This is a genomic window from Flavobacterium sp. 1, from assembly GCF_002797935.1.
GTDB lineage: Bacteria > Bacteroidota > Bacteroidia > Flavobacteriales > Flavobacteriaceae > Flavobacterium.
This window is the reverse complement of sequence record NZ_PGER01000001.1, coordinates 535,651-557,861: the sequence shown is the minus strand read 5'-3', so window position 1 is coordinate 557,861 and position 22,211 is coordinate 535,651. Positions and strand designations below refer to the sequence as shown.

At 33.0% G+C, this 22,211-nt stretch carries 19 protein-coding genes; 10 read left to right on the top strand and 9 right to left on the bottom strand.

What is annotated here, in order from left to right:
* Positions 1–213: 213 nt before the first annotated feature.
* The 4 genes from CLU83_RS02425 to CLU83_RS02410 all read right to left on the bottom strand — a co-directional run bounded on the left by CLU83_RS02425 (position 214) and on the right by CLU83_RS02410 (position 5,051).
* Positions 214–780, bottom strand: coding sequence for an IS630 family transposase (locus CLU83_RS02425; protein ID WP_100429851.1), 567 nt, complete (start codon positions 778–780; stop codon positions 214–216).
* Complete coding sequence (locus tag CLU83_RS02420; RefSeq protein WP_100429927.1) at positions 759–1,280, bottom strand: helix-turn-helix domain-containing protein; 522 nt, start codon at positions 1,278–1,280, stop codon at positions 759–761. Before CLU83_RS02420 ends, CLU83_RS02425 begins: the two co-directional genes overlap by 22 nt.
* Positions 1,281–1,456: 176 nt before the next feature.
* Positions 1,457–3,859, bottom strand: coding sequence for a hypothetical protein (locus CLU83_RS02415; RefSeq protein ID WP_100430147.1), 2,403 nt, complete (start codon positions 3,857–3,859; stop codon positions 1,457–1,459).
* A 7-nt stretch (positions 3,860–3,866) separates the two neighbouring features.
* Positions 3,867–5,051 (bottom strand): hypothetical protein, encoded by a 1,185-nt coding sequence (locus tag CLU83_RS02410; protein WP_100430146.1) that lies wholly within the window; start codon positions 5,049–5,051, stop codon positions 3,867–3,869.
* Between the two features lie 1,357 nt (positions 5,052–6,408).
* Here CLU83_RS02410 and CLU83_RS22635 point away from each other — a divergent pair.
* The 4 genes from CLU83_RS22635 to CLU83_RS02395 all read left to right on the top strand — a co-directional run bounded on the left by CLU83_RS22635 (position 6,409) and on the right by CLU83_RS02395 (position 9,675).
* A complete protein-coding gene (locus CLU83_RS22635) occupies positions 6,409–6,534 on the top strand; it encodes a hypothetical protein (RefSeq protein WP_255410938.1) in 126 nt (41 codons plus the stop codon).
* Between the two features lie 580 nt (positions 6,535–7,114).
* Positions 7,115–8,311, top strand: coding sequence for a hypothetical protein (locus tag CLU83_RS02405; RefSeq protein WP_100430145.1), 1,197 nt, complete (start codon positions 7,115–7,117; stop codon positions 8,309–8,311).
* 606 nt (positions 8,312–8,917) lie between these two features.
* Complete coding sequence (locus CLU83_RS02400; RefSeq protein WP_198512233.1) at positions 8,918–9,211, top strand: hypothetical protein; 294 nt, start codon at positions 8,918–8,920, stop codon at positions 9,209–9,211.
* Positions 9,208–9,675 (top strand): macro domain-containing protein, encoded by a 468-nt coding sequence (locus CLU83_RS02395; protein ID WP_100433581.1) that lies wholly within the window; start codon positions 9,208–9,210, stop codon positions 9,673–9,675. The genes CLU83_RS02400 and CLU83_RS02395 overlap by 4 nt, the downstream gene beginning before the upstream one ends.
* 97 nt (positions 9,676–9,772) lie before the next feature.
* On the opposite strand, the gene CLU83_RS02390 is transcribed toward CLU83_RS02395, so the two are convergent.
* Positions 9,773–10,324 (bottom strand): HipA family kinase, encoded by a 552-nt coding sequence (locus tag CLU83_RS02390; protein ID WP_100430143.1) that lies wholly within the window; start codon positions 10,322–10,324, stop codon positions 9,773–9,775.
* A 496-nt stretch (positions 10,325–10,820) separates the two neighbouring features.
* Between CLU83_RS02390 and CLU83_RS02385 the strand changes: the two genes are divergently transcribed.
* A complete protein-coding gene (locus CLU83_RS02385) occupies positions 10,821–11,471 on the top strand; it encodes a hypothetical protein (RefSeq protein ID WP_100430142.1) in 651 nt (216 codons plus the stop codon).
* On the opposite strand, the gene tnpA is transcribed toward CLU83_RS02385, so the two are convergent.
* Positions 11,437–11,892: an IS200/IS605 family transposase gene (gene tnpA / locus CLU83_RS02380; protein WP_100430141.1), complete on the bottom strand. Its 456-nt coding sequence runs from the start codon at positions 11,890–11,892 to the stop codon at positions 11,437–11,439. The two genes, CLU83_RS02385 and tnpA, sit on opposite strands and share 35 nt — an antisense overlap.
* 94 nt (positions 11,893–11,986) lie before the next feature.
* Between tnpA and CLU83_RS02375 the strand changes: the two genes are divergently transcribed.
* Positions 11,987–12,931 (top strand): hypothetical protein, encoded by a 945-nt coding sequence (locus CLU83_RS02375; protein WP_100430140.1) that lies wholly within the window; start codon positions 11,987–11,989, stop codon positions 12,929–12,931.
* Between the two features lie 182 nt (positions 12,932–13,113).
* On the opposite strand, the gene CLU83_RS02370 is transcribed toward CLU83_RS02375, so the two are convergent.
* On the bottom strand, positions 13,114–13,377 hold the full coding sequence (locus CLU83_RS02370; RefSeq protein ID WP_100430139.1) for a hypothetical protein: 264 nt from the start codon (positions 13,375–13,377) through the stop codon (positions 13,114–13,116).
* A 411-nt stretch (positions 13,378–13,788) separates the two neighbouring features.
* Here CLU83_RS02370 and CLU83_RS02365 point away from each other — a divergent pair, with 411 nt between their 5' ends.
* The 3 genes from CLU83_RS02365 (at position 13,789) to CLU83_RS02360 (ending at position 17,360) form a co-directional block, all read left to right on the top strand.
* Positions 13,789–15,807, top strand: a complete 2,019-nt coding sequence (locus CLU83_RS02365; RefSeq protein WP_255410937.1) for a TonB-dependent receptor — start codon at positions 13,789–13,791, stop codon at positions 15,805–15,807.
* Entirely contained in the window at positions 15,804–16,220 is a 417-nt protein-coding gene (locus tag CLU83_RS22630; RefSeq protein WP_255410936.1) for a TonB-dependent receptor domain-containing protein, read from the top strand. Before CLU83_RS02365 ends, CLU83_RS22630 begins: the two co-directional genes overlap by 4 nt.
* Before the next feature lie 96 nt (positions 16,221–16,316).
* Positions 16,317–17,360 (top strand): PepSY domain-containing protein, encoded by a 1,044-nt coding sequence (locus tag CLU83_RS02360; protein ID WP_232726942.1) that lies wholly within the window; start codon positions 16,317–16,319, stop codon positions 17,358–17,360.
* Here CLU83_RS02360 and CLU83_RS22765 read toward each other — a convergent pair.
* Entirely contained in the window at positions 17,264–17,650 is a 387-nt protein-coding gene (locus CLU83_RS22765; protein WP_369828792.1) for an ISAs1 family transposase, read from the bottom strand. The two genes, CLU83_RS02360 and CLU83_RS22765, sit on opposite strands and share 97 nt — an antisense overlap.
* A gap of 440 nt (positions 17,651–18,090) precedes the next feature.
* Positions 18,091–19,593 (bottom strand): DUF6377 domain-containing protein, encoded by a 1,503-nt coding sequence (locus tag CLU83_RS02350; RefSeq protein ID WP_157801971.1) that lies wholly within the window; start codon positions 19,591–19,593, stop codon positions 18,091–18,093.
* 398 nt (positions 19,594–19,991) lie between these two features.
* On the opposite strand from CLU83_RS02350, the gene CLU83_RS02345 reads away from it, so the two are divergent.
* Positions 19,992–22,145: an alpha-galactosidase gene (locus CLU83_RS02345; RefSeq protein WP_232726941.1), complete on the top strand. Its 2,154-nt coding sequence runs from the start codon at positions 19,992–19,994 to the stop codon at positions 22,143–22,145.
* Positions 22,146–22,211 lie beyond the last annotated feature (66 nt).

The window sequence follows — 22,211 nt, the reverse complement described above, 5'->3', positions numbered from 1 at the left end:
AGAGAAAAAGTAAGCAAAAAAAGAGCTTTATGAAGTTGTATGGTTCTGTGATGCATTTGTAAAGAACTATAGTGTTTCTAAAACAAAGGAGAGCTTTCAAAGAGTTGAAAAAATATTAAGGCTTCCACAAGCAAGCGATATTGTATTGAGAACTGAGCTAAATGCTTTTGTTGCCAAAACTTGGAATTCAGGAAATATTTATACCAAACGCATTTAATTTTTAGACCAAATTTGATCTAAAAAGACGTAGGCATAACCACAGATACTCATTACCTCTTTTTTACTTGTGTTTTTAACTGCAGTAATAATGAAATCTTCTACATCTTCGATTGAATTATAAAATTTATTAGAAAATTCTCTTTTGTATTTTGCCCACATTTTTTCGGCTGGATTAAGTTCCGGGCTATATGGTGGCAGGAAAACCAAAACAATATTTTCTGGAACGATCAATCTTTTAGCCTTATGGAATCGCCCATTATCCAATACCATTATTTTGAGTTCTTTGGGGTTTTCTTTTGAAAAATTATTTAGAAAAATTTGAAAATTATCAGTGTTGCAATGTGGAAGTATTAATTGAAAATGATCCCCTGTTATGGGCGAAAAAGCCCCAGAAAGCCATGTTGATTTAAAAACTTGTTGGAAAGTGCAAATTGGTTTAACCCTAATTGCAGTAACTGATTTTCCATTTCGAGTAAATAAGCCAAAACGTGACTCATCTTGAAAATATAAATTTACAGAGCTAAAATCGCCTACAGCATTTAGTGCTGTTTCTTGACAGATTCTTCCGAAGTCTTTTTAAAAGAGCTTCCTAGGTCTTCATCTTTTTTGACATGACTTTTGCGGGCAACTTTTACACTTGATTTAAAATTTCTGATGCAGTAATAAAGCAAGGTGTTGTAATTAAAGCTTTTTCCAGTTTCTTTTTCAATCCAATCTTTTAATTCTACATAACCTTGAAGCCCATTTTGAGGGTTATTGAGTTTTGTTTCCAACATCGTGTGTTCAGCAGCATTAAAAACAGATGGCTTGAAGCCTGTTTTTCCATGTTTAATCAAACCATCAATTCCAGAATTGAGGTATAATGTCCGCCATTTCTGAACACTGTTTGGGGCAACCCCTGCTAATTTAGCAACTTCACGTCTAGAAATCCCTGTTTCTTCATTTTGCTTCAAAATTAAAAGTACTCTCAAGCGTTGTCCAATAAATGGAATAGATTGCTTAAGTAGATTTTTAATCTCTTTTTCAGTTTCCTTAATTACCAAAATTTTTGGATGTGCCATGATCACTGTTATAATATAGTCCAAATGTAATCTAAAAAAAACAATTATCAAAATTGGTATTTATTATATTTTTGTTTGGTATTAGATATTTTTCGAAATACTTATAACAACAAAAAGCCCTACTTTTACAGAAGGGCTTTATTTTTACATTATTCAATTCTGCATAAAAAACGTAACTAATCATCATTGACCACTAACCTTGTCATCTTTTTAAATTTATCTTGTACTTGCTGTCTCTCAATTATTTTTTCATCAATAAACTTAACAAGACCTTTTAGTATGCTATCTCCTTTCTTATAATAATCTTGTTCTCTCAATAACTCAATACAATCTTCAATATTACCAGGAGTCATTTTTAGTTTTCTTATCGCAATAGCATAGAGAAATTCATTTAGACCTTCTGCATGGTCATCATTAAGATGAAGAATCATATCACCCAAGACTGATTTCATTTTCATGCTATCTTCTTCTGACAAGCTATAATCTAGCTCAGCATTCTTTGCAGCCCTTAAAAAGCAAGCTTGTATTATACCGTCATTGTATCTAACAAAATTACCAGGATCAATTAAATTCCGAACATACTCACCCTGTCTAAAAATATTTTTGTTTCTAAGTTCATTTAGAATGGTGGCTATAATAAAATAAATTTCAGATTGTTTTGATCTAACTATAAAATTATTGTGCTGTGTTCCAGATTGAAATGGTGCAAAGGCAAAACCAGTTCTTATTTTTAGAATTTTATTTTTTAAGGTTGGTAAAAATAGATTGTTGCTTAGTCCTTTATTTTTGCCACAACCCGATAGTTCTTTTAACCTCTCATTACAAAACTTTTTTATAGCAATAAAATCTTCAAATTGTTCAAAAAACTCTTCAAATTGTTTTATACAATTTTCTTCAATATGCCAAGGTGTATGTTGTGCTTCGGCAGAACAATGAATTTTTTCAACATTAAAAATCTTATGTGTTCCTTTTCCAAATTCGCCCAAACTTAAATTTGATTCCAGAAACTCAAAATGTTCACTATTACTAGTTCTATTTGCAAATGTGAAAAATATTCTTTGGTAAGTCTTTTCATAATCTCGCAACACTCGGCTTAAGTATAGTAAATTTCTCCCTGTTACTATAGAAGAACTTACTATTGCAATCGATCCTTTTTGTTCTTTATCAATTTTTGTTTTTAATTCTTCGCTTGCTATTTGGAGTATTTGATCTTGCTTGAATGTAAAACCATGCTCATTAAGAACCTGCATAATTATTTCCGCTAACCTCACAGATCCCTCATCTGGCAAAACAATAATATATTTGAGCGAAGCAGGAATATTTTGAAGTATATATTTTTCTAATTTTAGAAAAATTGCTGCATATGGATGAGTGGTATCTTCCTTTTTAGACCATTCATCAAATACTTTGAACAAGTCAATATAAATTTCATATTTTTTATCCTTGAATGTTTTTTCTTTATGATAACATCTAATGATAGGCTCTGCATCTTTATTTTCTTTTTTGTAATAAGAAGCAAAATTTTTCATGTAAGTTGGTAGGTCTGTTTGTTTTACTAAGTAGCTTGAAACTATTGGCTTCTCCAATAAAAAAACATCTCCTTCTACTTTTAATGCTTTTGATCCTTCAGCACAAAAAGCACAGATTTCGCCCTTTTTTAAATTATAACTTTTAATAGGATCCAAAGAATCTTTATTTTTTTCATCTAGCGAAAGATCACAAAGTACTTGTGCATTATATGGAGCCTCAACATTTAGACCAAATATGATAGCAATATTTTTTAAATCTATATTATTTGATTTATTTTCAGTATCAGTCATTCTTTTAAGAATACTACCAGAAGTTGAGGATGACACTAAAAAAATAGTATCACGTTTAGCCTTGAATTTTAATTTTTCAAACATCGTGTAGGATCCAAAGCTTTCTACAAGTACAGATTCAGTAAATTCAGGGTTTAATTCTTTTAGTAAGTTGATATATGCAAAAGCTAAAGAGTTAATCGAAGAGGTGTCCGAATACAGTGTTTCAAACTTTGCTCTTTTAAAATATCTGATTAATGCAGATGCAATAAAAAAAATTTCATTTCCAGTAATAAGTACGTTGCCAGTTCTTAAGAAACGGTTACTGTGCTTGCCAGAAGGAAAAACAAAGTGATTTGCAGTTTGTGAAACAATAAGCCCTCCATTATTTATAAATATTTTTAACAGCCCTCGATTGTAAATTTCATCGAGATAGTTTTCTGAAGGACAAGTTCCAATTACACTTGTGAATTCCCCAAAATGATTAAGTGCAATTAAACAAATATTATAATGATTTTCATCAAACTCAAATTTTGGTATGTAATTATAAATTGAGGAATCTTGTTTAAACAAATTCTCGATACTGTCCTTGTTAAATTCAAGGCAGATGATGATTAATTGATCAGGTAATGTATTATTATGGAAATAATCACGTAACTGAAGCTCAATATCAATATGTGTTTTATATGGAAAGAAAATAACAAGATGATTTTGCATCTGCTTTCCTTTATCTTTAACATCGACTTCCTTGTAAAAACTATATAGATAACAACTTTTCATAGGCTGGTTATAATAGTGGATAAACTAGCGTTATCAATGTTCCCTCAGTTGTTTTCATTTCAGAATAATTATTATTGGAGCTTTTTACCCAATCAAATAATTCAACTTCTTCTTCATTTTGGGTCAACTTATAAGGGGAATTTATCAAATCTCTATAAATTGAGCAACGTCCAGACCTAATTTTTAAAAACCCACGCTTAGTATTCAATAAATTTAAAACCTCATCAAGTCCATAACCTTTGTTCTTACCGTCAGTTCCTTCAACAGATGTTTGCCCTTTAATTAAACACTTTCTAACAACGTTAATTTCTTCATTAATAGTAAGATTTTTGTTATAAGAAGAACTTAGAAAACGCTTGACTATCCCAGGACCACTGTCGAAAACAGAAATCTCTAAAAGAAAACAATCCGCATCTTCTTGATAGAACGATGATCTATAGTATTTTTTTAGGCCTTCATGATGTGTACCGTCAATAAACCCTTTTTTTGAACTCCGATGAATACGCATAAATAATCCCCTAGTATTCGGTTGTAATTTCTCTTCTCCCAAATAATCTTTTTTGGCATGTTCATCAGTGTTTTTTAAAAGTTCCCACACAATTTTTGACATACTATCGAAAGAATCACTAAAATTCCTTTTTACTCTTTCCTTATAATTTATCGATAGTTTCGTTATTATATGATACAAAGAATTATCCAATCCAGAAGGTGTATCACTAAATGAATAATCATTTGCATAAAACCAGTGAGACAATCCTTTTTCAAAAGAATAATGATCAAAACAAGGTATCATTACTGATTCTTTAGGTAGTTCCTTAGACAAGGAATCAATATATCTATGCATAGAAGGTGTATGCTCTTTAAAATACTTTTTTATAGAAACACCTTCACGATTAACAAAATCATACTCTTTCCATAATGTTGATAAAATTACATAACCATAATAATCCAGTGAAAAATTTTTAATTGATTCTGTATTTTCAATATCAAGATGTATAATGATATTACCTTTCTTTGTCCGCATCCATGTAAATAGGACCAAATACAATCCTGGTAAAATTCCAAAACCCTTATAGTCAACAGTTAAAGGGATTTCTAAATCAGTATTAAAAACTGATTTATCAAGTTTTACTAATAAGTCTTCGAGCTTTTCTAAGGTTATGCCTTTTGGAATCTTTATGACTGATTTCATTTATAAATATTTTTTTTTATAGAACCTTAATACATATGATGACACTGTATGTAAATATAATAGATTATGATTTAAAAATTAATGTTTAAAAAAATAAAAACAGATACACTAAAAAGTCCTAATTCCCTGAACTTGCTTATCTATATCGAACATTAGATAAAACTTAGCAGGCGAGATTCTAGCTTGTATTCACAATCTTATTAATTCCGTATTAAAACTTGTCAATTCGGGAGTATTAGAATTCTAGATGGATAATTACTTCAATTGCCATTTTATCTTTGAGGGATGGAATGGTATGAAATTATAGGGTTTGTTGGGTTGTGGTTTGTTGGGCTTTACCTTAGAGGGAATTTTTATGAGCGATTGAGGGATAGAGGTTATAATGGGAGCTGGAGAACTAGGCGAAAGAAATAATAAAAGATGCTGATGAAGTGTCTTTTTTTATGCCCCTTGAGTAGTAAGAAAAAATCATCAAATGAAAAATTTATTTGATGATTTGTAATCTTTTTTAGGTACTTTTGAAAAACAAAAAACGAAAAAAACCTTCGTATATACACCTATCAGTTTGGTAGATTGGCGAAAGTTTGCTTCGCATGTATACTAGTTATAGGCAATTTTACAGATGACATGACAGCAAAAAGAAAAATAATTATAGTATCAATTGTGCTCATTAGCATTTTTTTAATAGTACTCTATTGGAAAAAAACTAATGAGTTATGTATCGGTTGTGGAGGTTGTGAATATGAAAAATTTACAGATACTATTAAAGTTGAAAAGATAGTTTATTAAAATGACTCAATAGACTACATAAATTTTAAATCTACAGTAAATTCTAATCACAAATATCAAGAAGATTCGTGGTATCTAAGTTTTCGAATAGGAAAAGATTTTAGCGAAAAACAAATTAAAGACACGTTGAATGAATACTCAATAACTGGAGAAAGGATTATCAAAGGAACTTGCACTCCGTATAGTATAAAAGAAATGAAACTTATTAAAAAATAAAAACTGGCTATAACAGTCAGGGTTTCGTTGGGTGCGTAGCACCAACAATGCCCTCCCTGTTGTATGAAACCGCTTAAACTTTACCACATAGTAAAGTTGTCATAAAATAATTTTATTAATTTAAAGAGGATTTGCCATCCTCTTTTTTTTGCTATTTATAATACACTTGTCAATTCCGTATTAAAAACTCGTCAATTCGAGAGTATTAGAATTCTTGATGCATTATTACTGTAATTGCCATTTTATCTTTGAGCGATGGAATGGTATGAAATAATAGGACTTGTTGTGTTGTGGTTTGTGGGGCCTTACCTCGGAATGAAGAATAAGGAGTTCCGGAAAAATTATTATCATAATGATAGTTGGAAGGATAAACGAAAGAGATAGTGAAACGCCAGATGGCGTTTGTTTTTGTTTTATGCTGATGTGGGCTATTCGCCAATTGGCTATTGAAATAAAAAGTCCTTTTGATAATTTATAAGGATAAATCTATATATTTGAGAATAAATAAGTATTGACGTTTGTCAGACATACCCCCTCAATATAGGAGTGATATGTCGGATGTTGTTAGACATATATACAAGTTAGCGACTATTGCTCCGTTAATGAGAAACAGCAGATTTTAATCGGGCATTTAAGCACGAAAAGGATTTAATGAAACAGAAACCCCGCTGACCGAGTTTTGAGCCGAAATTCGTTCTTTAATTGTTGCGGACAAACAAGCGTGAACTGCTTTACAGAAAACCGAAAGCGGAATTTTTTTGTTCGATTTTTTTTATAAGTTTTAGCTTAAGTTAGATTCAAAAACGGAAACTATTTGGCGCAGAAATCTAAAGGAGGAAAAGTTTATCAAAATTGGAATATCAAATCGTTCGTTCTTAACAATCGTGTCACAATCCAGCATAACGCTTGCTACAAGAGATTTGTATATTTGTCTAATTTTGAAATGATTTTGTATTTGTGAGAATTTTGCTGAGCCGAAAAATAACACTAATTTAGTTTCAAATCTCATGTAGTAAGAAAATCTTGGACGCAACTATTTGAAATAATATAGACAAACTATGAGTGAAAATGTAGATTCAAATAAAGAGCCAAAATTCATTGAAGTTATAGAGGAAATATTAAATAGCTTAGTAAGTTTCCTATTGAATTTTCCCCTAGTTACATATATTGTTTTATTCAAGCCTTCAAATATTTTTGGACCAGACTTTAAAATAAAACCCTTGACTTATTTTGCAGTTAGCTTACTTTTAAGTTCTGAATTTTGGTATTTTTACTTTCAACCGGGTGAATTAATTTCACCAATAGTATTTTACCTTCTTGATCCAAACATCTCTGAGATTAAAAATTACTTTTTCGATGTCGACTCACTGACCCGAGCGCTGATAAATTTGATTCCCATTATATTAATCAGTAACGTAACAGTCCGATTAATTGCGTTTTGTTTCAAAGCTAATGGGAGAATAAGCGAGTTTCTCAAGTTCTCATTTTATTTATTTGGCTTAATATTAATAGGCTTCCCAATAATTTACTTTTTATTTTTTTTAATAATACCAAAGCTTTTCTTCAACATATACACATTTGATCTTTTTGATTCAAAATACTACGAAGCTATTAACTTAGTCGTTTTCGGCTCTTTTATTATTTTATTGGTAAAAATAATTTGGACAGGGACGAAATATCTACTTGGTAGAGATAAGAAATATTGGTATTTAAAACCAATATTATTATGTTTGATATTTATCTGTTTATGTTACTTCAATCTTAAGGTTTTATCATTTTTCCACACCGAAAAGAAAGCAGACATAGAAAGCACTATAGAACTGCTTGAATCAGAGAATTTTCTCACTGACATAACAACTAGTTATACTATAATTTTAGGAGTTGTAATTACGAATAAATCTGAAAATGACCAGATTATCGACCTAGGTTCATTTCATCTTTCAATAGGAAGTAAAAATAAATACGATGCATTTAGCATGGCAAGTTTTAATGAAATTAAAAAATCATCTCAACCATTAAGTGAAATTTTCGTTCTGAAAAACCACTCTGCTACGTTCTTTAAAATTCCTTTTCATTTTGATTCTACTGGTTGCAAAACTCTTTATAACCACCTTAAAGATAAATATCTATATGATAGTGTTTATCTTGAAGGTTCAGTAGACATGAAATTTGAAATTTCAAACAACAATTTTGCAAAAATTGAGAGTGCACAATTAAGTGGTAAAACACTAAACGACATAGTGACCGTTCGGTAAGCACCTATAACTTTGCATTGTCGCAAGTGGGGTCTTTTACGTTGTAACATGTGCTGTATTTCGCTATCAGCTTCAGTTTTAGGCGTGACTTATTCTAAAAAACATTTCAATAATTTTATAATCACATTTCTTTTCAGTTTCAACGCCGGGCGGGCGTCTTTAAAATCTCCACCTTCAGCAATGCGGATCTTTATCTTGGATTACTCCGTTAATGATAAACAGCTGATTTTAATCTAGTGTTTTATAATGAAGAAGAAACCAAACTGGACTAAATTTTAGGCAAAAAATCGATATTCCATTGTTGCAGAGAAGCAAAAGTGAACCGCGTTTCGGAAAACCTCGAGAGGATTTTTTTTGAGATTTAACCGAAGTTTGAAATTCAAAAGCGGAAACAATTTGGAGTGGAAGACGGAAGACGGAAAAGTTTACTGAAATGGGAATCGATAATTGGAATGTCAAATCGTTCGGGCTTAACATGCGTGTCGCAACATTCGCTAACAGCTACAACGGATTTGGGCAATTGGCTTAATAGGAAGTTGGTTTTGTATTTGGGATGATTTGGCAAATCCGAATAATGGACTTAATTTAGTCCCAAACCTGCTGTAGTTGCAGAACATTAGCAGTAACCCTATGACAACATTATATTACAAAAGACATTATGACGAAAGGCGGATTGAAAAATCCGAAACTTGGGGAACTTGTGAATATTATCTTGAATCAAATCAGAATGGAGAAATACTTCGACAAATTGAAATTTATAAAAATGGAAAAAGATCAAAATATAGTGAAGAATTAATAGAAGATGAGTTTGGATTTCTTGCAGACCAAAATATTGACCTTTTAGAATTTGAAAAATTCACTATAAATAAAACAGACTTTGAATATCAATGGGGAAAGTGATAAATTATATTGTAGGCGATGCTACAAATCCAAAAGTAATCGGCAATAAAATCATTGTCCATATTTGTAATGACATTGGAGGTTGGGGAAAAGGATTTGTGATGGCAATTTCTAAACGTTGGAAAGAACCTGAAAAAAAATATCGAGAGTGGTTTAAATCACAAGACAACTTCTTACTTGGACAAATACAATTTGTAAAAGTGGAAGACGATATTTGGATTGCAAATTTAATTGGACAGCATAAAATAAATAAAGATGAAAATGGTAATGCTCCAATTCGTTATGATGCAATAAAAAAAGGACTTGAAAAAGTTGCTCAATTTGCAACAGAAAATAATACGTCTGTCCATATGCCAAGAATTGGTTGCGGACTTGCAGGTGGGACTTGGGACAGAATAGAGCCACTAATACAAGAATCTTTATTGAACAATGAAATCGAAACTTATGTTTATGACTTCAATTGAATAAAGGGCTACTGCTAATAGGTACAACGGATTTACTTCGTCCGTTCGGCTTACAGCCTCGGGTGGGGTAATTGGCTTAAGAGTATGTTTTGGAATATTAAATAATTTGTAAAAAAAATTCATAATCCACTTTTTGATTGGTATCGTTTATAAAAGGAAATGTTAACTCATGATCTATTAAAATAAGATTTGAGTCATTAATTAGCATATTTGGCTTGTTATGTTCACCTCCTCTATCAACGTTGTAAATAAATAAGTCAAAAGCAAAAATATTTGCAACCTCATAATCTTTTAAAAAAGAATTAGTAACTAATGGATTAAAAATTGCATTCTGCTCTACAAATTTACTACAAAACTTAAAGCCTTTATCTAGCATTTTCAATTTATGCTCATCATATAATTCTGAAATTTCTATATGGTCAAAATTTATTATTCCATAATTTGGACAAACTAAATCGAACTCTTTCGCTAGTTCAGAACATATTATTTCTTTTGCTACTGAAACATTTTGGGATATATTTTTTTCGGTAAAAACTTTCATTATATATTTATTTGGATCGCCATTTTCGTCAACTGCAATTATGTTAAGAGGTCTTGTGGTTCCCCCCGTCATAATTCCTCCAATAGAAACAAGTTGCAGCAGTTGCATAAATATACTTTTATAGACGAAATGTAGTAAATTTATTTCTGATTTTAAAAGTATTAGGTAAATTACTAACATTCATAGAAATGTAAGTTGAAAAAATAAGGTTTGACCTTAATCCAATACCTTTCAAAAGATGCTTTATAGCATCTTTTTTTTGTTTTATGACAATTACTTCTTAAATAGGGAGTATAAGTCATTAATTTAGAAAGCGTTATAATTAAATGTATTTACAACTGGAATTGCCATTTTATCTTTGAGAGATGGAATGGTTTGAAATAATAGGGTTGTTGTGTTAGATTGTAGGCTTTTGCCTAAGGAGGAATTGTATTGCCAATTGTCGCATGGAGATCACCAGCTTGACTACTAACTGCCTAAGACAAATTCAAAAGACCAAATTTTTTAACCAATTCTTAGTAATAGATTATGAAAAAGGCAAACAGAGTTTTATTCTGCAATATTCTAAATGATTATAAATCAATTACCGTAAATTATTGTAAACATGAATAACTCCGCTAAATTGAAAAATGAAAGAATCTTTTTCTGGATGCTACTTATTGGATTTGGACTTACGGGTATTGCTCAGCCAATCACATATAAAGGCTATGGGAAATCCGATTGGTGGAAAATGAATCAATACAATAATGAAATGTATATTCTCGAGAATAAAACTTTTGCTTTTTATGATCTTGATGCACTTTTGGTAGGGGATAAAAAACTTATTAAATACACATATAAAAGTACTGATGGACAGAATCTGTGGAGTTTTAAAAGTGATCAACAATTTGTAATAAGCAATGTTACGTTTGTTGACTCACTTATTGATAACAATAATTTACTGCAAGATGATTTCAATAAGAGGTTACTATTTTCTACTGAGATAAATCTGCGTTTTCAAAATTGTAAGGCTCCTTTATTGGAGCTTTCTGGTATAAAAAACGATCATTATTTAGTTTGGTGGCATAATAAATTTTCAGAAGTTCAATTCAGAGGAATGAAAGTTGGTTTGTTTGCTGAAGACAACCGTTTTCATTCATTTATAAGTTGGGCAGGAGAGTACAGTGCTTTTTATTTAAAAGGAAATGAATTACCCCGAGGCAGAGCCTCGAGGTATCGCGTTACTCGAAAGATAACCGCAATTGATTTTTGTTAAACGATTTATAAACTGTTTTTTCTTCACCTTGGTTTTGAATGTATTTCTGAATCACATCCTCATTACCATATTGACCAACAGTATTCACATAATATCCACTAGTCCAAAAGTTACCACCCCACAATTTATTCTTAACCTCAGGATGTAATCTGAAAATCTCTTTAGCAGTAATACTTTTTACAGTTCTAACCATTATTTCAACTGAAATTTTTGGAACACTTTGTATCAAAAAATGAACGTGATTCTCATCAGCCCCAATTTCTATAAAATGAATCTCATAGCGTTCTGAAATATTTTCACATATAGAAACCAAACTCATTTCAACAGAATCGGTCAAAACATTTCTCCTATATTTTACAGGACACTCCAAATGATAAAGTAACAAACTTTTATTGTGTCGTTTGAAAATGTGTTCGCTCATCCAACAAATATACTAATCTTTCTATTGTACGCTAAACCCCGAGGCAGAGCCTCGAGGAATTCTTTTGATTAAATCCGATAAAAAGAAGTTAACGATGGAGTTTAATTGGGACGTTTTTAAAGAAGGGTTTATATACATGAATGACAGTTCTCAACATACCGTTTTAACTTTTTTAAAAGATTCTATAAATGGGACATTCAGGTTAGAAAATACTTTTTCAAAAAAGAAGTTCAGAGATTCTACAAATTTGAAATGCTCTTTTGATAAAGCATGGCTGAATGCCAAGTTTTATGTGCCTTATACAGGCAAAAAGGGAGGAGTTTATTTTAAGGAGTGTGAATTTGGGAAAGATGCAGAATTAACTGCAATGAGTTTTGATACTATTTACTTCAACCGGTGTATTGTTAATACCCCTCTTTATCTTGAATTTGATAAAACCAATAATCCAGTATATCTCTCGTTTGTTAACATGGATTTGGATAATATTCAATTTAATTTTACCAAAAGAGTACATCTGTATTTTGATTCCGATTTAAATAAGGATTATATCGTATCCACCTACGAGAGGCTCTTAGCCAAATTTAAAAAAGAAGGGAAATCCGAAAGCTATAAAAATGTTGATATTGCTTATCAAAAGTATATAGCTTCACAAGATGGATTAAAAGGTCGTTACTCAGCTTTTTTGAATAAGTATTGGTGGAACTATGGTTATAATAAAGAATACATTATATATTGGACGTTTGTATTTTTGTTTTTATTTCATTTTTTGAATTATTTATTCTGGGGAAAAATGCAAACGGTTTATACCATTATACCACTAGATGATCAATTAAAGCTAAAAGAGGAAGGGAAACTGAGATTTTTTTTAAGAACACAGTTAGGAATATTTTTGCATACAGCCTATATCTTTTTTTCTTTGAAAGTTGATTTCGGAAACTTAAAGTATAAATACAGCAGGTTATTAATGCTTTTCTTTATTCAATATATTACTGGACTCATTTGCCTTTTTTTTATTGCAAATGCAATATTGAAGCTTTAAATGAAATATCTGACCCCGACTATCTGTTACGGTTCGACATGAGAAAAAAAATATTATTACTCTAGCTCTAGACCTCAAAACTAAAATAAAGGACTAAAAAAATACTATTGCTAACAGCAAGGCTTCGTTGAATATCCAACATAAACAATGAAAACTTTGTCAAGCGGAATCGATTGCAAGTTCTATTTATGCGACTTGATCTCTTTAATCATACGTTCGAGTTTTTCTTGCTGTTGTTTTACTTTTTCATCATATGCCTTTTGCCTTCTTTCGGAAGTGACTTGTTTCACATGAAGTTCATTGTTTACTCGAACAAGTTCTTTCTCCAAAGTGAGAGTTTTATTGTGATTATAAATCAATAGGACCAATAGCAACACAATGCTTAAGTAATAAAAACGATATTCTAATAGTGAGTATTTTAATGTTTCAATTATTCTTGATAGCATATAATATCATTTTTAAATTTTCTTTTGATAATTCAGAAAACAAGATAAATGCACTACAAATTACCAAGAACAGTTATTCCAAACTAAATTTTGTTTTTTTTTAATAGTACATAGTTGAAAAAAAAATGGTCCAACTGACCACCTCTTTCCAGTTTTAATTGACAAATACAAATTAATAACCAATATATTTTTAAATATATTTTATTGCATTGAAAATCAAAATATTGAAAACACACTATCATTTCTAAAGCACATTGGAATTCATTAATCAATAGCACGGAAATTTGCATTTCACAATTAAACTTTAAATTATTACTAAGAAAAATTAATCTTCCAAAAATATTAATGGAAAATATTATTTGTATTTAATCTAAATAAATATAGATTTGCGGTCTGAAAATAATAACCGCCATGAAGTTTACATTCTCATTAATACTGCTTGCTATTTTTAATATTGGTCTGGCACAAAATGCCAAAATCAACGGAAAAATTGTTTCCGAAAATAACGAAGTTGTTTCTTATGCTTCTATTTCAATAAAGAACCCTAAAAAGAATCTCGTTTCTGATGATAAGGGGCACTTTGAAATTACAAATCTTCCTCCTGGAAATTATACTATTTATTTCTCAGCAATGGGATTTTCAGTTCAAGAAAAAAATATCGAATTACATAAAAATGAAGAACTTGAAATTTCGATAGTTCTAAAGGAAAATATCAATACTTTACAGACCGTTGAAATCACTGGACGTAAAGAGAAATCATATCGAAACTCAAAATCTTTTATTGGAGGCAAAACAGAAATTGCCCTAAAAGATTTACCGCAGGCCGTATCATACGCTACCAAAGAGTTAATCGCAGATCAGGGATCTATTCGCGTAGGCGAGGTTGTGAAAAACTTCAGCGGGGTGAGTCAGTTTACTTTTTATGATGATATTTCGATTAGAGGTTTTAGAATCAACGGAGGCAGTAATACGCAATTACTGAACGGTATGCGAACTTCTACCGGATTTTGGAAACAGCCGCTTGCCAATTATCTGGAACGTGTAGAGGTTTTAAAAGGACCATCTTCTGCCTTGTTTGGAAACGCTTCTCCAGGAGGTGTTATAAACAGAGTAACTAAAAAACCTTTGGATCAGGCTGCAAACAGTGTTAGTTTTTCTACCGGAAGTTTTAATACTTTAAGGGCTTTAGCCGATTTTACGGGGCCTTTGACAGAAGACAAATCACTTTTATACCGATTGAATTTAGGCTATGAAAATGCGAATTCTTTCAGAGATTTACAATTCGACAAAAATATTGTACTTGCTCCTTCCCTGTCTTTCCTGCCAAATAAAAAAACAAGTGTTAACTTTGATTTGATTTATACCAGTTCGAAAAGTATTCTGGATCGTGGACAATCGACTTATGAAAATAATTTATACTCAACCAAAATTTCCAATTCATTAAACTCTACAAACGATTATTTAAATGAAGAGACCTATATTGTAACAACTTCCTTAAATCATCAATTTACAGATCGTTTTTCGTTTTCTGCATCCTATATTCGCACAGGGTATACAGAAGATCTTTTAGAGCATCGCGGTGCCAATAAATATGCATCTGCAGGTGATGGGAGTACTATTCCTACTTCTATAGAAATGCAGGTTTTTATTCGTAAACGTAAACGTTATATCGATAATCTTTCGACCTTTTTTAAATATGAAGCCAAAACGGGAGCTTTAGATCATAACCTGATTTTGGGTTACGATTACGCACAGGAGCAAGTGCCGGCCGGAGGTTCACAATTGCAGGCTACTGGATATAGAAATGCAGCCAATACAGCATCAATTGCAACGTATAACCCTGCTAATAAAGCTAATTATTTATTGGATGCTAAAGGGAATCCGGTACCAAACGTAGCACATTTTGACCTGACTAATCCCTCCGGATCACAGCAGTTAAAAGATATGAGCAAGTATTTTTATGCAGCGCGCCCTTTTGACCCTGCTTTCTATTCCCTGTATGGCGTTTACCTTCAGGACCATATTAAGTTTGGTGCTTTTCAGGCTTTAATAGGAGTACGTTATGACGAATACAGCGATAAGGAAAACTACAAAAAAGATACTGAAAAGAAAGTAAAACAACATTCGTTTTTACCACGTTTTGGACTGACTTATACCGTTAATCCAAACATTAATTTGTATGGAACTTACGTAAAAGGATACAATCCGCAGACGGCTTCTTCTCAATCAAACCCAAATGCAGGCGGTCCTTTTGATCCGTTAGAAAGCAATATGATCGAGTTTGGAGGAAAATCTTCCTGGTTTAAAGAAAAACTTTTTGTGACCGTTGCACTGTTTAAAATTAAGCAGAGAAACACTTTATATCCTGCAAACGATACTACAAATCCGGATCTAATGCGTGCTGTAGGTGAAGAAGAAAAATCGATGTGAACGGAAATATTACGCGAAACTGGAGTGTTTCTGCCGCTTATTCATATAATGAGGCCTCAATTACTGAGAGCCCGATTGAATCCGAAATTGGAAGACAAAAACCAAACACACCCCGTCAGCAAGGTAATTTATGGACACGTTATAATTTTACTCATGGAGCTTTAAAAGATTTTGGTCTTGCTTTTGGAAGCAATTTTGCAACAACACGCACATTAAGCCAAACCAACACGCAAACTCTTCCAGGCTACACTTTATTTAATGCGACTTTGTATTATAACATTAATAAATTTAAAATCCAGGTAAATGCCAATAATATATTCAACAAAACGTACTGGGTTGGCGGTTATGATTATATTCGTTTATTTCCCGGTGCACCATCGAACTGGCTGCTAACACTTGGATACTCCTTTTAAAAGCTTTAGCTATATTTAAAATATTTTTCCATATCCTATTTAGATGAATAAAACATTAAAAAAAATATTAATTTTCTACATTTATGGCTCGGACTTTTGTCCGGGCTTATTGTATTTATTGTGGCGCTGACTGGAAGTCTTTTAGTTTTTGAAGAAGAAATCGATGCTTTTATAAATCCCGAATTCTATAAAGTTTCAACCATCGGAACAGAAAAAATGCCTGTTGATCTCTACGTTAATGCTATCCGAAAGCAATATGCAATCACGGAATTAGACCGCATTCAAACTTATGAAAATCCGCAAAGAAGCATAATTATTTCCGGAACCGATGCCCAGAAAAATGATCAGATTTTCTCTGTAGATCCTTACACTGGAAAAGTATTGGCAACAATTCCTGAAAAAAGCAGGTTTTTTTCTATTGTGCTCGATTTGCATCGCCACTTAATTTTAGGGGAAGCTGGAAAATTTATTACGGGCTGCAGTTGCCTTATCTTTGTTTTCATGCTGCTTTCGGGGCTTATTTTATGGTGGCCAAAAAAAATAAAAAACCTAAAGCAAAGATTAACCGTAAAATGGAGCGCCTCTTTTAAAAGAGTCAATTGGGATTTTCACTCGACTTTCGGTTTCTATACTTTCATTATTCTTTTGATAATATCACTAACAGGACTAACCTGGTCTTTTAAATGGTTCGAAAGCGGTATGTATTTATTGGCAGATGGAACAGCGGAAAAACCATCGGCTAAAGTGGAAAATCCAACTAAAATTGATCCAAAGCTTGATAAAACTTTTTTTTATCAGAACCTATTTTCAAAAACTGATAGTATTTATAGATACAAAGGAGATACTCAGATCAGGATCCCATCCGACACAATAAACAGTATAATGGTCATTAAGCTAAATCTTGAAAAATCGATTCCCAATATTTCAAGTATGGCCTATTTCGATAAATACACAGGTAAAATTTTAAAAATCAAACCTTATGAATCTTTTAGCAATGGCGATAAAGTCCGACGACTTATTTACCCTATTCATACAGGAAGCATTTATGGATATCCAACAAAAATCCTAGCCTTTTTAGTATGTCTTTTTGCTATCACATTACCTATTACGGGATTGTTGATTTGGTACAGAAAGCAGTAAGGATGTGCAATGGATAAACCATCTTGGGTAAGGAATCCTTTTACGGTTTTTCCGTCAAGGGCTATGACTTTTGAATCATGCTTTGCCAGTGCTTTTGTGAATTCGATAAGGCATTTGGCAAATTCTTTTGGCTTTATCCTGCTGAAAAATTCGCCCAAAGTGTCATGAGATGGAGATCCATATTTATAAGGATAAAACTTGCGAAGCCAATCGAGCTTCTCTTCTCCGAATCCTTCAATGAGCTCATAGGTTTGAAAACCGCTGACAACTGCCGAAAGCGTTAGGAGGATAATTCTCTTCCAAACTGTACTTTATGTTCCCTTTACTAGTTCGTCTGGTGTCTTTCAATGTGGTGAAGCAATCTTTGATAAGTAAATGCTCTGATTCAGGGCGGGCGGCTTGTGGTCAATTTTTTTATGGCAGACCGCCTGCCATTCATACTGCAGGATTAAGCCTTTTCAATCCAATTTCAAAATTTTAAAAGCGAATGCCCTATGATTACGTTTTCTATTACTTAAATCTAAAGTTTTTTGTATAAATTGCTACTGGGTTTCTGTTAAATCGGTTGGATACATCTTTTTATTGTTTAATCGCTACAAAAAGACTAATTTCAATCGGTTTCTTTAACCCATAATGGTTTTATTTTACATTTTTAAACAGGCTCTTATACTGAAAGAATATGGTCTGTCTCACAAATTTTTCCAGTTTAGTTAATGATTTGCTGAATCTCTCACATATTTTTGATCTGTTGCTCGAAATCTTCTCGTACAAACCGCGAACTTTTCTTCAGTTTGACACGGTAATTGTAGATCGTTTGGGGAGAATAGTGCAGAAAGGAAGCTATCTTACTACTGCTATCTATTCCTAATCGTATCAGCGCGAGGACACGCAGTTCACTATTTAAAATTTCACCCTTTTTGAGTTGTAACTGACTATCTTCTTTCATAAGCTTATTCACATTATCAACGAAATTGGGAAAGAGGCTAAGTACAGCCCGGTCAAAACTTACAAAAAAATCATTCTTATCTGATTTGGCGAATTGCTGCGAATCAATATTCTTCAATAGATCATTGATTCTGTTATTGATGATCTTGCTCTTCACAATCTGTTTGTAATCATCAAGTTTATTGATATATGAAGAACATAAATCCATAAAAAATCCTACATTCTCCTCACGCGTTTCGTTTGCATGATGAAGTTTGCTATTAAGCTGTTGCAGCTCGTTGTTGTAGAACTGCAGTTCATTGTTTAGCCAATCCACCGCCAATCTGGCCTTTCGCAATTGTCTTACCTGTCTGTAAATAAATATTAAAGAGCATGTAATGAAAATTGATAAAATACTGATTACAATAATGGAATATTTTAAATGTATATTTTCCCTACTGCTTTTTTCCTGAAAGGCATTTACGATCAAGGGTAACTTCTCGGATATCTGTAAGATTCGTTGTCTATTATTGTAAAAGCGTGCGTCGTTCAGGGCCGACTGAATGTATAAATTGGCTCTATCAATATCCTGGAGTTTATTCTTATAGAGATAAAAGGCCAGATCCTTGATAGCTGCATTTTCTTTAGTGGGGATTTGCCTGTCTACAATGGACGCCTGAATGAGGTAATATTCATATAGCCTGTCATTTTTTAATATCTTATAGATTCCGGCAAGGTCGTAATAGATCATTGCAGCAAATCTCGTCGGTTTGTTCAGGCTGGGGATTGTTTTCTCAAGCAAATCTCGGGCTTTAAGATATTCACCAGCATTTACCATTAGATTAGCGGTGTATTTATTATATTCAACAGAATTTTCCAGATAAGTGGAGCGAACGGAATCCTGATAGATCCGTTCCTGTTTTTTATAAAGTGGGGTGTAATAATTATCGTGACTAAATTCCGAAGATACGTAGTAAAACCTTTCCTGAGCGTAATAATAATCGCGAAGCAAAGACTTGTCCAATCTCTGCCTATTGATTTTCTTCAAGATTTGTGATGATTCATTTAACAGACCAGATGTGGATAGCATAATTGAATAGGTCAAAGTAAGCTGGTTGGACATTTTACTGTTGTCCAATACCTTCGCAATCTTCATACTTTTTTCAATATAAGCATATGCAGAGTCTGACCTATACCAAAGATAACCATCAATGATCTGATTATAGGTTTCATATTTAATAAACGGATCTGAGGTGTCATTTACAAGACGCTTCAAGCTGTCTAGTTTGTTCTCTTTTGCAGCTATCATAGAATTATCTGTGAGTACCTTATCCAGAGTCTTCAGAGACCTGTTATTGACATCAGCTTTCTGACAAGACTGGAATAATATCACTATAATTAACAAGTACATAATATTCTTCATAATAAAATAACAATTTATAATATTAAACGATAAAATTTTAGTAAAAATACAAAAAACGAATCTACTTTAGCTTTCTTCACACCAATCTTGTATAAATAAATAAATAACTGATATACAATCATTTATGGTTTTTATTTTAAAAATAAAGCTACTTGTCATCTACTTTTTTTCATTAAACTAATCGTTCTCTATAATTTAGCCCCTATATAAAAAAATGAAAATTCAATCGATATAGAATAGATATGATACGAACAAATTTACTCATTACATTAATGCTTACGACCATGTTTATAGAGACGCAAGCACAGACTACTATCAGGGTTTCAACTAAAGAAACGGACCTGATCCTAAAAACCGCACCAAACGGCAGGTTGTACCAAACCTATCTTGGAGACAGGCTACTTTCGGAATCAGATATCAAGGAGCTTCCTTATTATCTTGCCCGCCCAGCTTCTGATGGTGCAGTCAAAATAAGGGGATTTGAAGCATATCCAGCTTCGGGTGGTGAAGATTTCTTTGAACCGGCATTTGCCATACAGCATAACGATGGAAACCTGACTTCTATCCCGACCTATGTTTCGCATCAACAAAAAGCACTGGATGCGAACATTACAGAGACGGTCATCGAGCTCAAGGACAAGGTATATCCATTAAATATAAAAATGTTCTATGTAGCTTATAAGAAGGAAAATGTTATTAAATCGTGGACAGAGATTACACATAATGAGAAAAACCCTGTAAGGATAAGCCGTTATGCATCCAATATGCTATATTTTGAGGACAGCAAATATTTCCTGACTGAATTCAGCGGTGACTGGGCGAAAGAAGTACAGATATCCTCACAGCAGTTGCAGTTTGGCAAAAAAGTTCTGGAAACAAAGCTTGGCTCAAGGGCAGCCATGCATTCCTATCCGTTCTTCCAGTTGGGCCTTGGGCAGCCCGTTTCCGAAACCCAAGGAAATGTTATTCTTGGTACCATCGGTTGGACAGGAAACTTTCAGTTTACTTTTGAGGTCGATAATGCGGGTAACCTTCGGGTCATCACGGGTATTAATCCTTATGCTTCCAACTATGAACTGAAGCCAAACACTGTTTTTAAAACTCCCGAGTTTATCTTCACACTAAGTAATGAAGGAACCGGAAAAGCCAGCAGGAACCTTCATTCATGGGCAAGAAATTATCAGTTAAAGGATGGAAAAGGAGACCGTTTGACCTTACTGAACAACTGGGAAGCCACCCAATTTGATTTTGATGAGGCAAAGCTAGCTAAACTGATGGGCGAAGCCAAAGAACTTGGTGTTGATATGTTCCTGTTGGATGACGGATGGTTTGGCAACAAATATCCTCGAGTGGATGACCACGCAGGATTAGGAGATTGGCAAGCAATGAAGAGTAAACTACCCAACGGAGTTCCCGGATTGGTAAAATTATCCAAAGAGGCCGATGTTAAATTCGGTATATGGATAGAACCGGAAATGGTGAACCCGAAGAGTGAATTGTACCAAAAACATCCAGAATGGGCTATTGCCCTCCCTAATAGAGAAACTTACTATTACCGCAATCAATTGGTACTGGATTTGAGCAACCCTAAGGTTCAGGATTATGTCTTTGGCGTGGTCGATAATCTGATGAAAGAGAACCCAGATCTCGCTTTTTTCAAATGGGACTGTAATAGTCCAATTACCAATGTCTATTCTCCTTACCTGAAAGCAAACCAAGAGCAGCTGTATATAGACCACATCCATGGAATCTACAATGTGTTCAAAAGGGTGAAAGACAAGTATCCGAATATTGAACTGATGTTATGTTCAGGAGGTGGTGCCCGTTGCGATTACGAAGCCCTGAAATATTTCTCTGAATTTTGGCCAAGTGATAATACCGATCCGGTAGAAAGGCTTTATATACAGTGGGGCTTCTCGCAATTTTTTCCATCAAAAGCTATGGCGGCGCACGTAACGAGCTGGAATAAGACGGCAAGTATCAAATTCAGGATAGAAGTGGCGATGATGGAAAAATTGGGATTTGACATTTCACTGGAAGAACTCAAAAAGGATGAAATTGAGTTTGCAAAACTTGCCGTTGCCAACTTCAAACGCCTTAAAAAAGTCATTTTTGATGGTAACCTATACCGTCTGGCATCTCCTTACGAGAGTAACCATACATCGGTAATGTATGTAGATGATGCCCAGTCAAAAGCAGTATTATATGCTTATGATATATTTCCAAGATTTAAAGAAAAACTCCTAAAAGTAAAGCTTCAGGGATTGGACGCTTTGAAGCAATATCAAGTTAAGGAAATCAATCTTTTGCCCGGTCAAGCATCTACACTTAAAGAAAACAGCAAGGTGTATTCCGGAGATTACCTGATGAAAGTTGGACTCGACGCATTTACTAGTGACCTCATGAGCAGCAAAGTGATAGAGATTACAGTACAATAAGAACCCGTCCTCCCAAATGTAGTGAAAGCAACTTGTCAAATGGGCGCTTACTTTTTTCAATTCAAA